Source organism: Bacillus aerolatus (assembly GCF_009183655.1).
Lineage (GTDB): Bacteria > Bacillota > Bacilli > Bacillales > Domibacillaceae > Pseudobacillus > Pseudobacillus aerolatus.
In genome coordinates this window covers 121,035-140,026 of the sequence record NZ_WEIO01000007.1, presented here as the reverse complement: position 1 = coordinate 140,026, position 18,992 = coordinate 121,035, and the positions used below count along the sequence as shown (strand labels likewise).

Here is an 18,992-nt window from a genome sequence, read left to right as displayed (position 1 = left end):
TGCACAAAAATTCCGCTTAATACCCTTGTTGCTGCCGTTCATAATTCACTTCATTTTTAGCGACATAGGCCTCTTCCACTTCTTCTGCCGAAAAACCAAGCAGGCGGCCGAGCGCAAAGTAATCGTTGAGCAGCCGGTGATACGCCTCCGCTGATTTTTCCTGCTTAAACAAACTAGCTGCTTCATATATAAGCAAAAATTGTTCCGTTGCTGAATCAGCGGAGCCACTTTCGATAATGGCTGCTTCTTTTTCTAACGAAAGTGTCAGTCCGAGTGATAAAATAAAATGCACGCCGTCAACGAATTCTTCCAAAATCACTGCACGGGCACTTGGCTCTTTCAGACTCCAAAATTTAAAGCAGCGCGTTTCATTGGCGAGCTCCCCGACTTCAACAAGCAAAGCCAGTACTTTTTTATCAAACAAATCCGCTTTTTTCAGGCCGTGCTCCGATTCAATGTATTCGTCAAGTGCCCGCTGCATGTGAAATAACTTTGATACATTCATTCCTTTTTCCCCTTTCTTTATGAAAAATAAGCGAGCAGACCAAGATCAATCATCGCTAAAACCGGCATGCCATATTTAAATGAAATATGCTTCGTTTTATGGCGGTGCGCCTGCATGGCAATCCAACTGCCAACCGCTCCCCCAATGAGCGCCAGCAGCCAAAGCATGTTCTCACTCGTCCGCCATGCCCCGCGTTTCGCTTTTCGTTTATCATTTCCCATTACAATGTAACTGATCATGTTGATTAAAATAAAATAAATGAACAAACGGCTCACCTCCCTGCTATTTTAGCAAAAAAGCACAAGTAAAGTGGTGATTCACTTATGCTTTTTTGAATTGAATGATGTTTTTCCTGAATCATGAGCTTCTTATCATGAATTGTGAGCTCATTATCCTGAATCGCGCATCATTTATCATGAATGAGAGCTTTTATCCTGAATCACGCACCATTTATCATGAATCACCCACTTCTTATCCGGAATTACTTCTCACTTTTCCTAAAACGACTGCTAGAATCAGCTTCTGCATAAAGAGACGAACACCAGAGAAGAATATAACCGATAATAATGGAAGCAGGTGAAGACTCATTGACAAAAGAAATGCGAAATATACACTCAGGTAATAGCGACCCGCATGTTGATGGGAAAAATGAAGGTATTATTTCCGATCCGTTAGGCGCTTCACAAATGGGTATTCGCATCGATCCCAAACAATCAGAAAGCCCTTATCGCGTAACAGCTTTGAAAAAGGATGAGGAAATGGAAAGTTTTAAACAGTTCTTTGATGGAGAAAAGTGAAGATTGCCTGTAACATAAAAAAATCAGACCGCTCATTCGGGTCTGATTTTTGAATACTTCTTATTTATTAAGTTGAGCTTTAGCAGCTTCAGCTAATTGATTGAAAGCTTGTTGGTCGCTAACAGCAAGGTCAGCAAGCATTTTGCGGTTTACTTCAATGCCGGCAAGTTTCAGGCCGTGCATTAAGCGGCTGTAAGAAAGGCCGTTCATGCGTGCAGCTGCGTTGATACGAGTAATCCAAAGCTTACGGAAGTCACGTTTTTTCTGGCGACGGTCACGGTAAGCGTATTGCAGGGATTTCATAACCTGCTGGTTGGCTACTTTATATAAACGGTGTTTAGCACCGAAAAAACCTTTTGCTAATTTAAGAACTTTTTTACGACGTCTGCGAGTTACTGTTCCGCCTTTTACGCGTGGCATAATATTTCCCTCCTAGATATAATTCCTGGTCTTACTTAAGATTGTCGAGCATATGACGAATGCGTTTGAAATCGCCTTTAGATACAAGAGTTCCTTTGCGGAGCTTACGTTTTTGTTTCGTAGATTTGTTGGCAAATAAGTGGCTTGTGTAGCCGTGGGAACGTTTTAATTTACCAGAACCTGTTTTTTTGAAACGCTTCGCTGAGCCGCGGTGAGTTTTCATTTTTGGCATTTTGTATTCCTCCTCAAACTGATTACTTTTCGTTTTTAGGTGCTAATACTAAGAACATACTGCGGCCGTCCATTTTTGGCTTTGTTTCCACAGTAGCTACGTCTTGACAAGCTTCAGAAAAACGGTCAAGTACGCGTTGGCCGATCTCTTTGTGAGTGATCGCGCGTCCTTTGAAGCGGATGGAAGCTTTGACTTTGTCGCCTTTTTCCAGAAACTTGATCGCATTACGCAGTTTCGTGTTAAAATCATGTTCCTCGATTGTCGGGCTGAGACGCACTTCTTTCAAGTTAATGATTTTCTGGTTTTTGCGGGCTTCTTTCTCTTTCTTCTGCTGTTCGAACTTAAACTTGCCATGGTCCATAATGCGGGCGACCGGCGGTTTTGCATTTGGCGCAACAAGCACAAGATCAAGGTTGACGCGTCCAGCAATTTCAAGCGCTTCATTCTTTGACTTGACACCAAGCTGCTCTCCATTTTGATCAATCAGACGAACTTCACGGGAGCGGATCCCCTCGTTTACAAACATATCTTTGCTAATAATGAGCCACCTCCAAGGTTTTTGAGAATAAACGATTCTATTCCGGAACACACATTGACGCCCAGCGTTTTCTGTTTTTAAGCAATAAAAAAATGCGGGCATGAGTGCATACCCGCATTAAACGACGCAATAGGTCATTTATTATTACATTCAAACCTGCCAACTGCTGGTGCGTCAATCAGGTGAGAAGCGGGTGCTTCTGCTTGTTTATGTGTATTCTGTTCACCTTAGTAACTATATCATAACGAATGTTCTTCGTCAACTCATCGAAAGCAATTCAACACGACTTATCTTAACAAAGCTAACTTAAATACGCAAGACTTTTTTCAAAAGTTATGCTTTTTTCGCTTCTTTTTTAATCAAGTCAAGGAAGTCGGCAAAGGCCACGGTTTCCGATTTTTGTTCGCCGTATTTGCGGACATTGACGGAATCCGTTTCGATTTCCTTGTCACCGACAACGAGCATGTACGGGATTTTTTGCATTTGCGCTTCGCGAATCTTATAGCCGATTTTTTCATCACGGCTGTCCAGTTCGACACGAATGCCAGCCTGACGCAACTTTTCTTGCACTTCTTTTGCATAGTTAAAGTGAACATCAGCAGATACCGGGATCACTTGTACTTGCACTGGTGCAAGCCATGTCGGGAAGGCGCCTTTGTACTCTTCAATTAAGAAGGCAACAAAGCGCTCCATTGTGGATACGACACCACGATGAATAACGACCGGGCGGTGCTGCTTGCCGTCTTCGCCGATATACGTTAAATCGAATTTTTCCGGCAGTAAAAAGTCAAGCTGAACCGTGGACAACGTTTCTTCTTTGCCAAGCGCTGTTTTTACTTGCACATCAAGCTTCGGCCCGTAAAATGCCGCTTCGCCTTCCGCTTCAAAATAGTCAAGCTCAAGCTCATCCATCGCTTCTTTCAGCATACTTTGCGCCTTGTTCCACATTTCGTCATCATCATAATACTTCTCCGTATCAGCCGGATCCCGGTACGACACGCGGAACGAGTAATCGTTCAAGTCAAAGTCTTTATATACTTCCATGACTAAGCGGACGACGCGCTTAAATTCTTCTTTAATTTGATCTGGCCGAACGAAAATATGGGCATCATTTAATGTCATGCCGCGCACGCGCTGCAGTCCTGACAAGGCACCTGACATTTCATAACGGTGCATCGTGCCAAGTTCCGCTATGCGGATTGGCAGCTCGCGGTACGAATGAATACCATTTTTGTAAATCATCATGTGATGCGGGCAGTTCATCGGACGCAAAACGAGCTGTTCGTTGTCCATGTCCATTACCGGGAACATGTTTTCCTGGTAATGATCCCAGTGACCGCTCGTTTTATACAGTTCTACACTTCCCATTACCGGGGTGTACACGTGGTCGTAACCAAGACTTTCTTCTTTGTCGACGATATAGCGCTCAACAATACGGCGAATCGTCGCGCCTTTTGGCAGCCACATCGGCAGTCCCTGGCCGACTTTTTGTGAGTTCATGAACAAATCAAGTTCTTTACCAATTTTACGGTGATCGCGTTCTTTTGCTTCTTCAAGCATTTTTAAGTGGTTTTCAAGCTCTTCTTTTTTGAAAAAAGCTGTGCCGTAAATGCGCTGCAGCATTTTGTTGTCGCTGTTGCCGCGCCAGTAAGCACCGGCAATGCTTAACAACTTAAATTCTTTAATTTTATTTGTCGACGGTACATGCACCCCCCGGCATAAATCAAAGAAATCTCCCTGCTCATAAATCGTTACCGTTTCATCTTCTGGAATGGCGTCAATTAGCTCGATTTTATATTCGTCGTCAATTTCTTCATACAGTTTTTTCGCTTCATTGCGACTCACTTCTTTGCGGACAACTTCCACGTTTTCACCGACGATTTTTTTCATTTCTTTTTCAATTTTCGGCAAGTCTTCCGGTGTGATCGAATCATCGATATCGATGTCGTAATAAAAGCCGCCTTCGATGACTGGGCCGACACCAAGCTTCACTTTATCTCCGCCATACAGACGTTTAATGGCCTGCGCCATTAAGTGGGCCGTGCTGTGACGCAAGATTTCAAGTGCATCTTCATGGTCCTGTGTTACGATTTCCAGGCTTCCGCTTTCTTCAATCGGCGTGCGCAAATCTACCAGCTTGCCATCTACTTTCCCGGCGAGTGCTTTCTTTTTTAAGCCCGGGCTGATCGACTGGGCAATTTCTTCTGTCGTTGTTCCTTTTGAAAACTCCTTGACCGATCCGTCAGGAAACGTAATATTCATCATTTCAGACATAACTAACACTCCTTGCTTTTTAATAAATCATTCTTTAGCTTCACTGGACGATTACATGGTTAAAAACAACAAAAAACCCCATCCCTTCATAAATGAAGGGACGAGGTTTAAATCGCGGTTCCACCCTTGTTTTCAACATAAATTGTTGAAATCTCCAGATCAGATAACGGCTGCTGCCGGCGGTCCATTACTGGCATCTCTGCGTTCACGGCCGAGGTTCAAAGGCGGTAAGCAAATTTTTCGTGTTAGGAAAGTTTCAGCCTGGCTCTCCCTCTCTGGAAACCGTAAAAAAATACTCATGTCCTTATCAAAACCTGTCTCACTATTTACGTGTATGTTCGTATTATATGACTTGCGCGCCTGAAAATCAATAGGGTCATCTTTATTTCCGGCGGTTGGGGCCTTTCATTTCGACAGGCACCGTTAAAAACTTGATTCTCTCCATGACCCGCTTCGCTTTCAGCTCTTCTTTTTCGCCGCGCTGCGAATACGTTAAATGATGTTCAAGCCCTTCATAACTGAAATTAGATGTAAAAAACGTCGGCAGTCCTTCAAGCATGCGGAACTGCAAAATCGTACCGAGAATGTCGTCGCGCATCCAGCTCGACATCGCTTCTGCTCCAATATCATCAATCATCAGCACTGGCGCTTTTTTAACCACCTCGAGCTTCGAGTTCATCGACTGGTCACTAAATGATTGCTTCATTTCCCTAATAAACTCCGGAAAATACACGATCAGAGAAGACACGTTCATTTCGGCAAGATCATTGGCAACAGCCCCGAGCAAATAAGATTTCCCGACACCGAACGGTCCGTAAATAAACAGCCCTCTCGCCTCGTTGTCTTTCGAATATGCCTCCGTAAATTGCTGGGCAAGCTCAATTGCTCGCAGCCGGCCAGGGTCACCTAAGTCGAGGCTCGAAAAGTCAGCGTTCAAAATATCTTTTGGCACGTAAATGCTGTTGATCAGCTTTTCATTTTTTCTTTGTTCATCATCGCGGATTTTGCGCGGACAGCGGTGGTAATCGATATCAATGCCGCCGCGGCGCCACACGAGCTTCGGTTCAAAGCCTTTCATTACATTGATGCACCCGTCAAGGCTTGGGCACTTACCGCAGGAAAAGCTTTGTTCTTTAAATTCGTATAGCTTCATTAAATTTTTCTCGAGCATATCCGGTGTGATTTGTTCTTGATGCTCGCGCAAAAAGGCACTAACAGTCGGATCATTTAAAATTTCCTGGCGTGTGCTTTCATAACGAGCTTTAAAATCCGGAGATCGCGTCAGTTTATTCAGTGTTTCATCAATTCTCTTCATCGCTGTTTGTCACCTGCCTCTTTAATCGCCTGTTTTTAATTTTCTCAGCGAGCGCACGTCTTTTTGCTTCCAATTCCTGATCAACGGCCGGAGTTTCCGCTTTTGCTGTTCCTTCTTCATGAAACCAGTCAGGCAGCATTTCCGTACGTGTCGCCTTTTGTTTTGGCTTTCGTTTATTTTGCGCCCATTCCGCATACTGACGGTGCTCATTTTTCGCGAGTTCCATTGCGTCTTTCACCGTCTTTACTTTTTTGCGGGCCCAGTGCGAAGCGATTTTTTCCACATAGCTCTTCGTCAGCTTCATGTCCGTTTTTAGCATAACGTATTGAATAAGCACATTGGCGACACCTGCCGGCAGTTTATGCTGGAAAAGGACTCCTTCGACCACTTGCATATCGGAGCTGGACGGCAGACTGCCGGAAATATCGATCAGCAGCTGGCGCGGCGACGTTGTTTCTAAATAATGCATCAGTTCTTCTTCTTTCGATGCCGGCTTGTTTTGAATAGTGCGCAGCGCCGCCGGCTGCACTAAATGAATAAGTTCAGGCAGCTCTTCATTTCTTTCCAGCTGATACCAATCGCGAGCAGATTTGCGCAAAACTTCCATGTCAATTTCATCTTTCTCATCAATTGCCGTCAGCAGCAAATTTTTCATTTCAAGCGGTTCGATGCCGTACAAGTGGGCTAATTTGACAATCGTTTCTTTTACCGCCGGCGTCATCGCTGATTTCGGCAGCATCGCCCCTTGAAGAGAACTTTCGAGCACACTAAAATCAAATTGATCCACCTTTAGCAGGATACCTTTGCTGCTTGATTTGGTCACATATAATTTTCCTTCCGGAGGCAGACTGTCTTCCATAACCTCGTGGTCAAGCGGCGGCGGCCCGGCAGAAAACACTTCTCGGAAGTCTTTTGTTATTTCCTTATGTTCATCTGTGTACGCCACCTCATCGGCAAAAAATTCTTTCAGTCTCAAAAAGTGGGTACGGCCAATTTTGCGGTAAAGGAAAACATTGAGCATGCCATCGTTGAAAAATTGTTCCGGGGTGAGCGGCGGCTGCAGCTCGTATACAAATTCACGTAAATCGCCGTTTTTCCTGACAAATGTTTTTAATAAACCAAGTGCCTCGAGTTTTAGCCGGGCTTCGTAAATTTCCTGAAGATTTTTATCAAGAAAGTTCATTAAATGATAATGGCTGGCGGTTTGAGCGCACAGCCGGTTTTCTTCCACTTCTGCCCATAAAGTCATATATAAGCTGAAGCAAGTGGAACCGAGCAGCGGCTGGTATAAAAACGTTAAGATGCGCCGGTCGGTTTCGTGCATCGTTCCGCCGAGACAGGCTGTATATTCATCCACCGGCTGAATTTCGTTCCAATGTAATTTCATATAATCCATCTAACCTTTCACTGTTGAAACTGCTTGCTGATCGATGAAAAAAACAGGAGAATCTGTTTTCCTCCTGTTCACAACATAGTCATTCGTATATAGCGTGTACGAAAAGACTAAGTGACCAACTTTGTATTTACTTTTCCCTCAAAATGACTGCTGCTTTACTGCTCCAGCTTGCTAGTCTTCCTTTTTAATCAATTCCTTTAACTCATCCAAAAACACATTAATATCTTTAAATTGGCGATATACAGAAGCAAAGCGAACGTAAGCCACTTCATCCACATCTGCCAGCCGATCCATGATCATTTCTCCGACTTTTTCCGATTGAATTTCGGAAAAGCCTTGGCTGCGTATGTCTTTTTCCACGTCCATCGTCAATTTTTCGAGCTGGTCGAGTGAGACCGGACGCTTTTCGCACGCTTTGATCAGCCCGCGCAAAAGTTTTTCACGACTAAATTCTTCCCGCGTGCCTTCTTTTTTCACGACAATCAGCGGCAAGTCCTCTACTTTTTCAAATGTGGTAAATCGATAAGAACAAGATTCACACTCGCGGCGGCGCCGGATCGAACGCGCTTCGTCCACAGGCCTTGAATCAATTACACGTGTGCCATTATGCTGACAAGCCGGACATTTCATTGTATCTCAACTCCGATTTTAATTTCACTACCTCAATCATATTAAAAAGAAGCGAAATGTACAAGACAATGGTTCACCGTATAAATGAAAGAGGTGTATGCTCATCGCATACACCTCTTTTTACTTCGCATGAACTGGCAGCAAGACCCCCCGCCTCAAAGCTTTGGGTAAAACAAAGTCACATAAGCGGAGGGTCACCTGCCAATAAACGCCCGATTTATTCAACTAACCATCAGTAGGAAATGAAACCCTCCTCACTGATGAAAGTTTCATTTTATAGGACACTTGCTTTTTGTCTCGCTTGAACAGGGCCCAATCCACGAGGCATTTCCATTGTTTCCCGTACATCTGCCTCTAATGCCTCTGCGATGTAATTTGCTGCAATATTCGGATCAAGATCTCCGCAAGTATACACATCAATGCTTGCGTATCCGTGTTCCGGAAAGCTGTGAATCGTTAAATGCGATTCAGAAATAATGACGACTCCACTCACGCCTTGCGGGGCAAATTTGTGAAAAGCCACCTCTCGGATTTCAGCACCAGATTTCAATGCTGCATCCACAAAAATTTGTTCAATTGTTTCCATGTCATTCAACTTTTCAAGATTGCAGCCCCAAAGTTCCGCAATTACATGACGACCCATAGTTTCCAATGATCGTTTCCCCCTTTTACAATTTTTTAAAAGATTCGTTGTAAAAGTGATAACCGCCACGGGGGAAAGTTAGTCCGAAGAGGTCCTAACCCTTTAAGCAGCTATTTTATTTCACGAAAATTAGTATACTGTGAACAGTATAATTTTGCAACATCCTGTCTAACTTTTTTTCGAAAGGTTTTTGAATAATTGACTTTATTTAAAATCAAACCATTTTTTCAAGGTAGATATTTTTTTGCTGCGGTTTCTTGGCGTTGTGCACGGAGTCCAACGATTTGTGTATGGACTTTTCACTTTTATACACAAACCCCTTTTGTACACCGCTCCGCCGACACGCAAAAAAACCGGCTTGAAAAATCCACTCAAGCCGATTTCATAAAATTAAGCAGTTACCTCAACTTTTTTTTTCATATTTTCCGCGACGTAGTTCACGAGGTCAACGACGCGGCAAGAATAGCCCCACTCGTTGTCGTACCAGGCGAGAACTTTCACTTTTGTTCCTTCCATCACGATTGTTGACAAACCGTCGATGATGGAAGAATGAGGATTAGTATTGAAATCAACCGATACTAACGGTTCTGTTGTGAATTCAAGAACACCTTTCAATGCACCTTGGGATGCTTCAATAAACGCTTCATTGATTTCATCAACTGTCACTTCACGTTTCAAATCAACAACAAGGTCTACAAGCGACACATTTGAAGTCGGCACGCGCAAAGCCATGCCGTGAATTTTTCCTTTTAAATGAGGAAGAACGAGTGACAATGCTTTCGCTGCCCCTGTAGACGTTGGAATAATGGACTGCGCGCATGCGCGGGCACGACGCAAATCTTTATGCGGGTTATCTATGTTGTTCTGGTCATTAGTGTAAGCATGAACAGTTGTCATCAAACCATTTTCAATGCCAAATTTATCATCCAGCACTTTCGCTACCGGAGCCAGGCAGTTCGTCGTGCAGGAGGCGTTGGAAATGACTTCGTCTTTTTGGATATTTAAATCGCTTTCATTCACACCCATAACGATAGTCGCGTCTTCATTTTTACCTGGAGCCGTTAATACTACTTTTTTCGCACCAGCATCCAAGTGAAGAGCTGCTTTTTCGCGAGCGTTGAATTTTCCTGTTGCTTCAATTACGATATCAATACCAAGCTCTTTCCAAGGAAGCTCACGCGGATCACGATTGCTTACTAATTGAACACGTTTGCCATTCACGATCAATGCGTTTTCTTCCGTTTGTACATCCCCATCAAACTTTCCATGATTTGTGTCATACTTAATCAAATGAGCAAGCGTCTCTGCAGGGTAGCTCGCGTTCACCGCTACAATCTCCAAATTATCCTCTAAAATTGCTTTGCGGAACACCATTCTTCCGATACGGCCAAATCCGTTAATTGCTACTTTCGCCTTCATATACCGGCTCCTCCTATATCTATAAATGTTATACTTAATTGTTTTTTTAACTACAATTAGTATAACATAATTAACTTTAAAAGGAACCTCAAAAAATACAAAACAAAAAGTTTAATTATTCAGAAAATATGAGTAAAAGGCGCTCGTTTGATTGCAAATGTTGTCCCACTGACTGTATTTCACTGGTCACCAACTGCAACCCGCGATTTTCCCCCGCCTGAACGCCCTAACGGCTTGCCAATTTCTTAGTTCCGGTTGCTGAAGTAAGTCGCAGTAAAGACGAGCGAGAAGTTGTGGGCGACCCAGATGCCGGTCATAAGGAAAAATGAGAAAGAAATGCCTTCGTACAGGATAATGATTGCCCAGGCAATCAGGAGAATGACGGATGTGATGTTCCAGGAAGCTGCTTTCGCGCGGGCAGTAACGTATTGCTGGCGTTCATCGAACAGCCTCTTTTTCTCGCCAATGCGGCGGTTGATAAATAAAATGACAATCGTAATTCCTGCCCCAAGTAGTAAGCCTGATAAACCGATTAAGTTATTGATCAATGTTTTCATCCCCTTCAAAAATAAATAAGTCTTCAATCTGGCAGTGAAACACTTGGGCAAGTTTGTGGGCTAACACGAGAGAAGGATTGTACTTGCCTTTTTCAAGCGAAATGACGGTTTGTCTTGAGACATTTAATTTTTTCGAAAGTTCTTCTTGGGTAATATTCATTTCTGTGCGCTTTTCACGAATGATATTTTTCATTTGTCCTCCTTCATTAAATTAGTAAAGCTGTTTTTACGTAAAGTCTACTTTACAGACAAGCTATATGTCAAGCAGACTTTACAAAAAAGAACAAATGCGCAAACGCTTTGGCCAGCCTTCAACAAAAGTGTTCTTTCCTCAAGTCTGTTTTCGTAAACTTTGTTGCTATTAGAAAAGGGTTGGTTGATTTCCACTCCAGGATGCTCGCTTTCCGCGGGGCGGGCAGTGAGCCTCCTCGTCGCTTTGCTCCTGCGGGGTCTCACCTGTCCCGCTAATCCCGCAGGAGTCTCGCACCTTCCGCTCCAATCAACCCTTTTGCTACACTTTTTGTCATAAGAATATACTACAAAAACAACAATCTTTTAGAAAACAGCCTTCCTCAATGTCTAGCTGCAGGCGCTTGCACTTGCGGCAGCCTTGCTTCATTAGCAAAGTTATCTACAATGCGCTGATTTTATAGTTTCCTAAAAAATAAAAAAGCCCCGTCCACTTTAGGAACGGGTTAAGGGATGAGCTGCCAATCTTGAATGATTTTGAGGAGCTGCTCTTTCGTTTGTTCAATTGTACCGTTGTTGTTAATGACGGCGTCAGCTCGTTCTGCTTTTTCGGCGAGTGGCTGCTGAGAAGCAATGCGGGATCTGGCTGCAGCTTCGTCCAAACCGTTACGGGTCATTAGTCTTTCTAGCTGCGTAGCTTCGTCTGTATATACAACAATGACTTTTTCCACCATCCATGTCAGTTCGCTCTCGTATAAAAGCGGGATATCCATAACGATGGTTTGCTTGCCTGCATGAATCGCGGCTTCTTTTTCGGCCAGCATAAACTGGCGGACCGCCGGGTGTACGATGCTGTTTAACTTTTTTCGCTGCTCTGCATCGTTAAAAATACGTTCGCCGAGCTTGACCCGGTCAAGTGAACCGTCTGACTGAAGCATGCCGCTTCCAAACACTTCAACAATTTGCGAAAGCGCCGGCCGGCCCGGCTCAACTACTGCACGGGCGGCTACATCCGCATCCACTATTGTGTATTCTAATTCATTTAACAGGCGGCTGACCGTACTTTTGCCGCTCGCAATGCCGCCGGTCAGTCCGATAATAACTGCCATCGTTCTCCCCCTCTGCATAATTTACATTTTTAACGTACCTATAATGATTAACAAGATACCGGGAAAAAAAGCGACTCGCTGCACCCATTGCATACCGGCAAATTTTCGTCCACACGACAAGCCGCTTGTCACGAATAGGAAATTCATGACTGCTACAGAAGCAGCAAGAACCACAGCCGGGTAATTAAGCATAGCCGCACCGATCCCTGCTCCAAATGAGTCGAGCGACAGCGCCAAGCCGAGGAGCAATGCTTCAAGGCCAGTGATCGTGCCCGACTGATCCAAATCCGCGGCTGCAGGTCTTTTAAATACATGAATGACGACACCGAGCCGTTTTAACTCGAGGTGAACGAGCTGATTTTCATCATGCGGGCTCTGCTTATGTGCTCCCCGAAAAAATTGCCAGAGTACCCAGGCACCGAGCGCGATTAAAATAAAGCCGCCAAGCCGGCTGGCAGCAGCCTCGTCGATCCATCTGCTGAGCCAGTGCCCCGCTCCCATGGCAACGAGAAGCGCTCCTGCTGAGCAAAGCGATAAAATGATGGAAGACTTCACTGGCAGCTTTAACTTCTTCAATCCATAGGCAAGACCCGTGCTGAAACTGTCTAAACTGACCGCAGCCGCAAGCATAAACAACGAAAGATACCCATTCATCAAACTGTTCCTCCCCTGTCGAAACGTTAAGATAGTATATGGAAGGAGGATTGGGAACGTTCAATTTTACACAGTCGGATACGGCTGGCAATTCGGACAAATATGTGTGCCTCTGCCTGCAGTTTTCATTTTAACAATCGGTTCACCGCATGTTTTACACGGTTCCCCTTTGCGGCCGTATACAAAATGAGTTTCTTGAAATGTGCCGGCCTGCCCCTGGCTGTTAACGTAAGAGCGAATCGTGCTTCCGCCTTTATCAGTGGCTTCTTGCAGCGTAGCCACAATTTCTTTATGAAGGACAGCTATTTCTTCTTCTCTAAGCGAATTTGCTTTTCGCTCCGGGTGAATGCGTGCACGAAACAGTGCTTCATCTACATAAATGTTACCGAGACCGACAAACACTTTTTGATCGAGCAGTACCGCTTTAATATTTCGTTCTGTTTTTTTCAGTTTGCTGCGCACATAATCAACTGAAAAATCACTGGAAAACGGCTCGGGACCGAGTTGCGAAAGAGGAAGGGAATCGTGCTCCTGTCCTCTTGAAAATAAATGCATCGTGCCGAATTTGCGCACATCGCGATAACGCAGCTCCGACCCGTCCGTAAATGTAAACAAGATATGTGTATGCGGTTCTTCTTCTTCCCCGCGTTCGTGCAGATGGTATTTGCCTTCCATTCGCAAATGGGAAACGAGCGAATAATGATCGAGCGCAAAAATTAAAAACTTCCCTCGGCGCTGCACATCATGAATGGTTTCCCCGACTAATGCATCGGCAAATTGTTCAGCCTGCTCCGGTTTTTTAATAATATTCGGCCAGCGGACCTCTACTTCTTGAATCGTTTTGCCAACGACAAGCTGCTTGAGTGTGCGCCGGACAGTTTCTACTTCTGGCATTTCCGGCAAGTAACGTTCTCCTTTCTGTACGAAAACTGTTTATTTAGCGTCATACCATGTCGGCCCGTAAGAATAATCGACTTTTAACGGGACTTTCAGTTCGACTGCCTGCTCCATCACTTCAGGAACTAATCTCTTCATCGTTTCAATTTCTGCTTTCGGCACTTCGAAAATTAATTCATCGTGCACTTGCAGCAGCAGTTTGGACGCAAGGTTTTCTTTTTCAAGCATTTCTGCTGCATCAATCATCGCTTTTTTAATAATATCGGCCGCGCTTCCTTGAATCGGTGTGTTCATCGCTGTTCGTTCTCCGAAGCTGCGCAAGTTGAAATTGCGGCTCGTAATTTCCGGAATGTACCGTCTCCGCTGAAGCAGCGTGGTAACAAAGCCTTTTTCCTTCGCTTGGCGGACGATCGATTCCATGTATTCTTTCACGCCCGGATAAGACTGCAAATAGCGGTCAATAAAGATCCCGGCGTCTTTTCTCGTGATGCCGAGGCTTTGCGATAAGCCGTAATCGCTGATGCCGTACACGATGCCAAAGTTAACGGCTTTTGCCTGACGCCGCATGTTGCTGTCCACTTCTTCCTGAGACACGTGAAACACATCAGCGGCTGTTGCTGTATGAATATCCAGATCGTGAAGAAATGCTTCAATCAATTTTTCATCATCCGCAATATGAGCGAGCACACGCAGTTCGATTTGCGAATAGTCTGCCGCAAAAATAACAGAGTCATTGTTTGACGGCACGAATGCCTGGCGGATCTTTCTGCCTTCTTCGAGCCGGATCGGGATGTTTTGCAAGTTCGGCTCTGTGGAACTTAATCGTCCCGTTTGAGTAAGCGCCTGATTAAAACGTGTATGAATTTTATGAGTGATAGGATCTGCCACTTTCAACAGCCCTTCAATATAAGTGGACTGCAGCTTGCCGAGCTGGCGGTAAGTTAAAATATGCTCGACAATTTCATGAGACGGTGCCAGCTTCTCCAGCACGTCCGCTGAAGTAGAATAACCCGTTTTCGTTTTTTTTACAGGCGGCAAGCCGAGCTTTTCAAATAAAATCGTGCCCAGCTGTTTCGGGGAATTAATGTTAAACTCCGTACCGGCGAGCGCATGAATCGTTTGTTCAATGCCAGCGAGCTTACTTTTTAACTCTTCACCCATTTCCTTTAGACGCTCCACATCCACTTGCACCCCCTCTGACTCCATGTCAGCGAGAATGAGCGCAAGCGGCAGTTCGAGTTCGTAAAACAGTTCAAGCTGCTGGTTTTCTTCCAGCTCTTTTAAGCAAATCGTTTTTAATTCTTCGACCGCTGCCGCTTTTGACGCAATGTGCTCCGCATATTCCGCTTCTTCCGGGAGCTTGCGTTTCGCGCCTTTACCATACACCGCTTCGTCCGATTGAATCGTTTGCATGCCGTGCAGCTTCGCCACGGCTGCGAAGTCTTCTGGCGACTCCGATGGATTCAGCAAATAAGAGGCCAGCCAAATGTCAAAGTCGATGCCTTTCAGTTCAATTCCGCGGCGTCTTAATCCAATGACGGTGCGCTTCGCATCGTACACCGATTTCTTCTTCGTTTCGTCTTCCGCCCATGCTTTAAACACAGCGGACTGAAACGCTGCTTCTGCCGGGATAAAATAAGTACCGCTTTGCCCGCTTAGTCCAAAGCCCGCTACGTCGGCATGATGATAATTTTCGGTGATCATTTCTAAGTAAAAAGAGGAATCGTCGTTGAACAGCTCTTCTTTCAGCTCTGCTGCAAATTCATAGCTCACTTTTTCGCGTATAGCGGCTTCTTCCGCCGGGCGGTCCAGCTTTTCAAGCAAAGAGTTAAAGCCGAGTTCTTTAAACAGCTCGTATACTTTTTCATTATCAGGTTCGTTATATTGCAGGCTGCTTAACGAAAAGTCCATAGGCACTTCTCGTAAGATTGTGGCGAGCTCTTTGCTCATCACTGCGAGGTCTTGATGTTCTTCCAATTTTTCCTGCAGCTTTTTCCCACTCACTTCCCCAATTGATGCAAGCAGCTTTTCCACAGTGTCGAATTGCTTCAGCAGCTTAATAGCTGTTTTCTCGCCGACGCCCGGCACGCCCGGAATGTTATCGGAAGAATCGCCCATTAACCCTTTCATATCGATGATCTGTTCCGGTGTCAGGCCATACTTTTCTTCAATGTGGGCTGGTGTGTATACTTCAATATCCGTAATGCCTTTTCTCGTAATGCAGACAGTTGTTGCCTCTGATGCCAGCTGAGTTAAATCTTTATCGCCGGAATAGATCTTCACTTCAAAATCGTCTTTCTCAGCCTGCAGCGACAGCGTGCCGATAATGTCATCTGCTTCATAGTTTTCCAGTTCATATTGCGCGATGCCATACGCTTTCAGCAATTCACGAATGTAAGGGAACTGCTCAGAAAGCTCTGGCGGCGTTTTTTGTCGTCCGCCTTTGTATTCATCGTACGTTTTATGCCGGAAAGTCGTTTTACCGGCATCGAAAGCGACAAGTAAATGTGTCGGATTTTCTTCTTTCAATACTTTTAACAGCATCATCGTGAAACCGTATACCGCGTTCGTATGCATCCCTTTGCTGTTACTCAGTAAAGGTAATGCAAAAAATGCCCGGTACGCCACGCTGTTGCCGTCAATTAATACGATTTTTTTCTTCAAATCTGTCGTCCCCCTCTTGGAGCAATGCCATTCGTTCTTCTAAAAAACGGCACAAAAAAGCCGCTATTTTCTTCTTTATTCTACCATGTCCAGAATGAAAAAAGAAAATAACGGCCTTATTTCTCCCTCTGCCTGAAAAAAAGTGAGGGGCGTAAACGCCCCTCAAAAAAAAAACAGTTTTGAAGCGGGGGTTGATATGTTTATTATACAAAGCAATTGTGAAGGAAGAATAAAGGTTTCGTGAATTTTTTGTAAAAAAACCTTTATTTCCCTTCCCCCGCAGGAAGCTTTTTCAAGCAAACAGTAAACGTTGTTCCTTCATTCACTTTGCTTTCAACAAAAATTTCTCCGTCGTGCGCTTCGATGATATGCTTGACGATCGCAAGCCCAAGTCCGGTACCGCCTGAGTTACGGCTTCTCGCTTTATCCACTCTGTAGAAGCGCTCAAAGATGCGTGGCAGCTCATCAGAAGCGATGCCAATGCCGTTATCCTTCACTTCCACGAGCACACGTTCATCCTGCCCAAATGCCCGGATTTCCACGCGTCCGCCTTCTTGTGTATATAAAATGGCATTGGTCATTAAATTGAAAAACACTTGTTTTAACCGGTCCGCATCCCCTTCAGTCCACAGTTCTTTTTCTAGATGAAGCAATAAGTCAATCCGTTTATTTTCAAGACGGTTTTGAAGTGTCGGCACCATGTCTTCAATAATTTCATCAATAGCAAATCGTGTCATATTGAGGGCAATTCCTTTTTGCTCAATTTTGGACAGCTCCAGCAAATCCATTACGAGAGTCTGCATCCGCTCGCTTTCTTTTAAAATAATGTTTAAAAACATCGTCAGCGCCTCTTTATCTTCGAGCGCGCCGTCCAACAAGGTTTCGGTGAAACCTTTAATTGAAGTAATTGGTGTTTTCAATTCATGGGAAACGTTCGCTACAAAGTCTTTGCGCATTTGCTCGAGCTTTTTCAAACCGGTGATGTCATGAAAAACAATTAAAATTCCTTTCCATTCATCATGCGTGCCAATAATCGGCGCACCAGATACTTCAAAATGCTTCCGTTCAATGCGCAGCGGCAGCAGCAGCTGTCTGCGTACATTTTGTTCAGTCATAAATACTTCCTCAATCACGTCAATGACTTCACGATGCGGAATAGCTTCATGGTATCTTTTTTTGATCAATCGTTGATTTTCCAAATGAAAAAAGTTTTTAAATGATTTATTGACCATAATAATGAACCCGCGGTCGTCGATTAGTAAAAGCCCGCTTTCGATGTTTTCAATTAAAGTGGAAAGCCGGTTTTGATGTACTTCCTGCGCCTGCATCATTTCCTGCAAATTGCGGGCGAGAATATTGATCGATGTATTTAGCATCCCGACTTCATCGGGAGGCATTTCGTACGTTCTCGCCCGGTAATTGCCTTTGGCGAGTTCAATGGCTACTCTCGTTGCTGATTCAATCGGCCTCGTATAACGGTTTGTAATTTTCGTGCCGAACAGCGTGAGCAGCACGAGAGAGACACCAAGTGAAAACAGCAAAATAAGCCAGATTTGCTGGTATATGTGATTAAGCTCTTTCACTTTTGTATTTAACACGAGCAGGCCATCAGGCTGACCAGCTTTATCTTTCACTATCCGCCAATGATAATGTTCCTCAAATTTATTGGCAAGGGATTCTTGATAGGCAGAAGAATGTTCTATACCCGCTAGCTGTTTGACGATTTTTTGGTGATCGGAAATCGTTGAATTATCGAAAGCACCACTGTCAAAAATTAATTTGCCTGATGTATCAGCGAGAGAAATCCGGACTTGCAGTCTTTCGCTCCAATCTTTCGCCAGTTCCGTGTTGAAAGCAGTAAGCCCGCCTTCCCGGCTGATTTGCTCAGCCAGAATATCCGTCTCTTTTTCTAACCGCTCATTAAATGTGGATAAGTAATAGCCTTTAAACATTTGAGCAAGTATAATACCAAGGGCAGCGAGAACAAGCACAATTAAGGAAATAAGCGCAAGAATTAACCGGGTACGAAATTTGATCATGAAGGCTTTGGCTCCTCTAATTTATAACCTAACCCGCGGATGGTTTTTATGTATTCCGGTTTTCTCGTATTTTCTTCAATTTTTTCACGTAAATGACTAATATGTACATCGACGATGCGCGTATCACCGGCAAAGTCGTATTTCCAAACGGCGCTCAAGAGCTGGTCACGCGTTAATACGCGGCCTTTATTTTCCATTAAATAAAGCAGCAATTCAAATTCCTTCGGTGTTAGATCCAGCAAATCTCCCCGAAAATACGCTTCATATTTCTCAGGAAAAATTTGAATATCCAATACAGTAAAGCCTTCTTCCTGCGAATTCGTTTCTTCTTGCTTCGGCACGTGCTGCAGGCGGCGCAAAATCGCTTTTACCCGTGCCAGTAGTTCTCTCGGGCTGAACGGTTTTGTCATATAATCATCCGCTCCAAGTTCCAGGCCAAGCACTTTATCAAATTCTTCATCTTTCGCAGTGAGCATTAAGATCGGCGTTGTCACTTTTTGCTGCCGCAGTTCCTTGCACACTTCCATTCCATCCAGTCTTGGGAGCATCCAGTCCAGAACGATTAAATCCGGTTGTTCCCCCAATGCTTTTTCCATCGCTTCTTCTCCATCAAACGCGGTGATGACTTCATATCCGGTCTGCTCCAAATTATATTTAATCAATGTCACAATCGACTGTTCATCATCTACTACTAAAATCTTTTTATTCATTTCG

Annotated in this window: 20 protein-coding genes and 2 other annotated features; of the genes, 1 reads left to right on the top strand and 19 read right to left on the bottom strand. The window is 44.4% G+C overall.

Annotation, left to right across the window (positions count from 1 at the left end; translation table 11 throughout):
- Nucleotides 1–16 precede the first annotated feature (16 nt).
- A complete protein-coding gene (locus F9802_RS12830) occupies nucleotides 17–505 on the bottom strand; it encodes a dUTP diphosphatase (protein ID WP_152152531.1) in 489 nt (162 codons plus the stop codon).
- A 17-nt stretch (nucleotides 506–522) separates the two neighbouring features.
- Nucleotides 523–744: a DUF1294 domain-containing protein gene (locus F9802_RS12825; protein WP_152152691.1), complete on the bottom strand. Its 222-nt coding sequence runs from the start codon at nucleotides 742–744 to the stop codon at nucleotides 523–525.
- A 348-nt stretch (nucleotides 745–1,092) separates the two neighbouring features.
- Here F9802_RS12825 and F9802_RS12820 point away from each other — a divergent pair, with 348 nt between their 5' ends.
- A complete protein-coding gene (locus tag F9802_RS12820) occupies nucleotides 1,093–1,302 on the top strand; it encodes a hypothetical protein (protein ID WP_152152529.1) in 210 nt (69 codons plus the stop codon).
- 60 nt (nucleotides 1,303–1,362) lie between these two features.
- Here the strand turns inward: F9802_RS12820 and rplT are convergent, their stop codons facing one another.
- The 17 genes from rplT to F9802_RS12735 all read right to left on the bottom strand — a co-directional run bounded on the left by rplT (nucleotide 1,363) and on the right by F9802_RS12735 (nucleotide 18,988).
- Complete coding sequence (gene rplT / locus F9802_RS12815) at nucleotides 1,363–1,722, bottom strand: 50S ribosomal protein L20 (protein WP_152152527.1); 360 nt, start codon at nucleotides 1,720–1,722, stop codon at nucleotides 1,363–1,365.
- 31 nt (nucleotides 1,723–1,753) lie between these two features.
- Nucleotides 1,754–1,954, bottom strand: a complete 201-nt coding sequence (gene rpmI / locus F9802_RS12810; RefSeq protein ID WP_041097707.1) for a 50S ribosomal protein L35 — start codon at nucleotides 1,952–1,954, stop codon at nucleotides 1,754–1,756.
- Nucleotides 1,955–1,976: 22 nt separating this feature from the next.
- A complete protein-coding gene (gene infC / locus F9802_RS12805) occupies nucleotides 1,977–2,495 on the bottom strand; it encodes a translation initiation factor IF-3 (protein WP_191991956.1) in 519 nt (172 codons plus the stop codon).
- A gap of 77 nt (nucleotides 2,496–2,572) precedes the next feature.
- Nucleotides 2,573–2,703 (bottom strand) — a sequence feature (ribosomal protein L20 leader region).
- A 122-nt stretch (nucleotides 2,704–2,825) separates the two neighbouring features.
- Nucleotides 2,826–4,766 carry a threonine--tRNA ligase gene (thrS, locus tag F9802_RS12800; RefSeq protein WP_152152523.1) on the bottom strand — a complete coding sequence of 647 codons (1,941 nt, stop codon included), beginning with the start codon at nucleotides 4,764–4,766 and terminating at the stop codon, nucleotides 2,826–2,828.
- A 93-nt stretch (nucleotides 4,767–4,859) separates the two neighbouring features.
- Nucleotides 4,860–5,086 (bottom strand) — a binding site (T-box leader).
- A 62-nt stretch (nucleotides 5,087–5,148) separates the two neighbouring features.
- A complete protein-coding gene (gene dnaI, locus F9802_RS12795) occupies nucleotides 5,149–6,081 on the bottom strand; it encodes a primosomal protein DnaI (protein ID WP_152152521.1) in 933 nt (310 codons plus the stop codon).
- A complete protein-coding gene (locus F9802_RS12790; RefSeq protein ID WP_152152519.1) occupies nucleotides 6,068–7,468 on the bottom strand; it encodes a replication initiation and membrane attachment family protein in 1,401 nt (466 codons plus the stop codon). Before F9802_RS12790 ends, dnaI begins: the two co-directional genes overlap by 14 nt.
- Before the next feature lie 180 nt (nucleotides 7,469–7,648).
- Nucleotides 7,649–8,107, bottom strand: a complete 459-nt coding sequence (gene nrdR / locus F9802_RS12785) for a transcriptional regulator NrdR (protein WP_152152517.1) — start codon at nucleotides 8,105–8,107, stop codon at nucleotides 7,649–7,651.
- 274 nt (nucleotides 8,108–8,381) lie between these two features.
- Nucleotides 8,382–8,759, bottom strand: coding sequence for an adenosylmethionine decarboxylase (gene speD / locus F9802_RS12780; RefSeq protein ID WP_152152515.1), 378 nt, complete (start codon nucleotides 8,757–8,759; stop codon nucleotides 8,382–8,384).
- Between the two features lie 381 nt (nucleotides 8,760–9,140).
- Nucleotides 9,141–10,169 carry a glyceraldehyde-3-phosphate dehydrogenase gene (locus F9802_RS12775; RefSeq protein ID WP_152152513.1) on the bottom strand — a complete coding sequence of 343 codons (1,029 nt, stop codon included), beginning with the start codon at nucleotides 10,167–10,169 and terminating at the stop codon, nucleotides 9,141–9,143.
- Nucleotides 10,170–10,414: 245 nt separating this feature from the next.
- On the bottom strand, nucleotides 10,415–10,717 hold the full coding sequence (locus F9802_RS12770) for a DUF2178 domain-containing protein (protein WP_404799168.1): 303 nt from the start codon (nucleotides 10,715–10,717) through the stop codon (nucleotides 10,415–10,417).
- Nucleotides 10,707–10,919, bottom strand: a complete 213-nt coding sequence (locus F9802_RS12765; RefSeq protein ID WP_152152508.1) for a helix-turn-helix transcriptional regulator — start codon at nucleotides 10,917–10,919, stop codon at nucleotides 10,707–10,709. Before F9802_RS12765 ends, F9802_RS12770 begins: the two co-directional genes overlap by 11 nt.
- A 502-nt stretch (nucleotides 10,920–11,421) precedes the next feature.
- Nucleotides 11,422–12,024 (bottom strand): dephospho-CoA kinase, encoded by a 603-nt coding sequence (gene coaE / locus F9802_RS12760; protein WP_152152506.1) that lies wholly within the window; start codon nucleotides 12,022–12,024, stop codon nucleotides 11,422–11,424.
- A gap of 21 nt (nucleotides 12,025–12,045) precedes the next feature.
- Nucleotides 12,046–12,678: a sporulation membrane protein YtaF gene (gene ytaF / locus F9802_RS12755; RefSeq protein WP_152152504.1), complete on the bottom strand. Its 633-nt coding sequence runs from the start codon at nucleotides 12,676–12,678 to the stop codon at nucleotides 12,046–12,048.
- A gap of 66 nt (nucleotides 12,679–12,744) precedes the next feature.
- Complete coding sequence (mutM, locus tag F9802_RS12750; protein ID WP_152152502.1) at nucleotides 12,745–13,581, bottom strand: DNA-formamidopyrimidine glycosylase; 837 nt, start codon at nucleotides 13,579–13,581, stop codon at nucleotides 12,745–12,747.
- Nucleotides 13,582–13,611: 30 nt separating this feature from the next.
- Complete coding sequence (polA, locus tag F9802_RS12745; RefSeq protein ID WP_152152500.1) at nucleotides 13,612–16,239, bottom strand: DNA polymerase I; 2,628 nt, start codon at nucleotides 16,237–16,239, stop codon at nucleotides 13,612–13,614.
- Between the two features lie 263 nt (nucleotides 16,240–16,502).
- Nucleotides 16,503–18,278 (bottom strand): two-component system histidine kinase PnpS, encoded by a 1,776-nt coding sequence (pnpS, locus tag F9802_RS12740; protein WP_152152498.1) that lies wholly within the window; start codon nucleotides 18,276–18,278, stop codon nucleotides 16,503–16,505.
- The gene (locus F9802_RS12735) at nucleotides 18,275–18,988 is read right to left on the bottom strand and encodes a response regulator transcription factor (protein WP_152152496.1); all 714 of its coding nucleotides are present in this window, start codon (nucleotides 18,986–18,988) and stop codon (nucleotides 18,275–18,277) included. Before F9802_RS12735 ends, pnpS begins: the two co-directional genes overlap by 4 nt.
- Between the last annotated feature and the right edge of the window lie 4 nt (nucleotides 18,989–18,992).

Coding starts and splice junctions, on each gene's coding strand:
- pnpS (WP_152152498.1), bottom strand. CDS start 18,278: ATGATCAAATTTCGTACCCGGTTAATTCTTGCGCTTATTTCCTTAATT.
- thrS (WP_152152523.1), bottom strand. CDS start 4,766: ATGTCTGAAATGATGAATATTACGTTTCCTGACGGATCGGTCAAGGAG.
- F9802_RS12765 (WP_152152508.1), bottom strand. CDS start 10,919: ATGAAAAATATCATTCGTGAAAAGCGCACAGAAATGAATATTACCCAA.
- ytaF (WP_152152504.1), bottom strand. CDS start 12,678: ATGAATGGGTATCTTTCGTTGTTTATGCTTGCGGCTGCGGTCAGTTTA.
- nrdR (WP_152152517.1), bottom strand. CDS start 8,107: ATGAAATGTCCGGCTTGTCAGCATAATGGCACACGTGTAATTGATTCA.
- F9802_RS12775 (WP_152152513.1), bottom strand. CDS start 10,169: ATGAAGGCGAAAGTAGCAATTAACGGATTTGGCCGTATCGGAAGAATG.
- rplT (WP_152152527.1), bottom strand. CDS start 1,722: ATGCCACGCGTAAAAGGCGGAACAGTAACTCGCAGACGTCGTAAAAAA.
- F9802_RS12790 (WP_152152519.1), bottom strand. CDS start 7,468: ATGAAATTACATTGGAACGAAATTCAGCCGGTGGATGAATATACAGCC.
- dnaI (WP_152152521.1), bottom strand. CDS start 6,081: ATGAAGAGAATTGATGAAACACTGAATAAACTGACGCGATCTCCGGAT.
- rpmI (WP_041097707.1), bottom strand. CDS start 1,954: ATGCCAAAAATGAAAACTCACCGCGGCTCAGCGAAGCGTTTCAAAAAA.
- F9802_RS12825 (WP_152152691.1), bottom strand. CDS start 744: ATGATCAGTTACATTGTAATGGGAAATGATAAACGAAAAGCGAAACGC.
- coaE (WP_152152506.1), bottom strand. CDS start 12,024: ATGGCAGTTATTATCGGACTGACCGGCGGCATTGCGAGCGGCAAAAGT.
- F9802_RS12830 (WP_152152531.1), bottom strand. CDS start 505: ATGAATGTATCAAAGTTATTTCACATGCAGCGGGCACTTGACGAATAC.
- F9802_RS12735 (WP_152152496.1), bottom strand. CDS start 18,988: ATGAATAAAAAGATTTTAGTAGTAGATGATGAACAGTCGATTGTGACA.